Source organism: Vibrio sp. 811 (assembly GCF_033339195.1).
Genome location: NZ_JAWOUB010000097.1, coordinates 1 through 1,149 on the forward strand (window position 1 = coordinate 1; position 1,149 = coordinate 1,149).

Consider the following 1,149-nt stretch of genomic DNA (forward strand, 5'->3'; position numbering starts at 1 on the left):
AACTCTGCCATTATTTTCTTCTCTGCGCTCAGTCGATCTCTTTGACCTAACTTACTCTGTGTCTGTTGGTTTTGTCGACGGTGTGCGTGATTGACTATTCTTATTTGCTTTTGTAACGCCACTTCCTTGTTCTCTGTTTGCTGCTTGATAGCGTAGATCTCGTTTTCTTTCTTGTTGAGTCGTTTCGCTTCTTTGGCGTGTTTGTTTACGATATCCTTCTCAACTTGACCTTGGTATTCTCGTTTTATGTTTTCGATCTCTTTCGTTTTTTTAGCTAATTCTTTCTTAGCTTTGAGTAACGACTCATCTGCGAATGTGCGAATGCCGTTGTAAATTAAACCTAAAATGAACGCTGTCATGAGGCTAAACAAGAATATGTAAACCCATGATTGCCATTGGTACCAGAGCGTTTTTGCGCCTTGTGCTAGTAAAATAGGACCATTTGAGTTGGATAAGTCTACTAACCAAATCGTGCTATCGGGAGTTAGAAAATCAAGAAATGGTGCTGCAAAAAGCAATACCAATCCCACAACAATTACCGTCAAAAATCCCCAAATCATCGTAGGTATACCTCTGTAATATCGGGGCGGAAATGCCCTAGCTCTTGAGAAATAATCGTCATGACATCGATACGCTCAAAGTGGTTAGCCAGTTGTTCGTAGCGGTTTTGTGCGTAGCTATGGCGTAAGCCGTGTGCTCCGTTGGAGTACCCAAGAGCGCGAGAACTCGCTTTGCTGAACGCATCAGAAAACTTGTGTCCTCCTGCTATGTTGTAATGCGATTCGTAATTCACGCCCCTGTCAGAGAGTTGCTGTGGTGTATCGAGTCTGCGTTCTTCTAACTTTTCTGCCAAATGGTTGGGGATTTGAACTTCACGAATGAGACCGCCTTTCCCTTGAACCGTGTAGGTTTTTGAGTCATTGGGGAGTTGGGAAAATTTATCTTGGTGTACGTCCCGTGGACTCGGATTTACTTCGCCAGAAGGTCGTAGTGTGTACAGTTCGTGAGCGCGTAGACCCGCTTCATGACAAAGTTGTGTTGAGAGTGCATGTTGCTCGGTTTGGTGCTGAATGATCGCATTGACCTGTTCTGGCGTGTAAGAACGAGAGTTTTCAATAGTTTCTTTTTTAGATGTAGGAAGCTCTTTGG

At 43.7% G+C, this 1,149-nt stretch carries 2 protein-coding genes; both read right to left on the reverse strand.

Annotation, left to right across the window (positions count from 1 at the left end):
• On the reverse strand, positions 1-560 hold a 560-nt coding region (locus tag R7Q46_RS25075; RefSeq protein ID WP_318077918.1), incomplete at its 3' end, for a hypothetical protein.
• Positions 557-1,149: tyrosine-type recombinase/integrase (locus tag R7Q46_RS25080; protein WP_318077919.1), on the reverse strand; the 593-nt coding region annotated here is incomplete at its 5' end. The genes R7Q46_RS25080 and R7Q46_RS25075, both read right to left, overlap by 4 nt.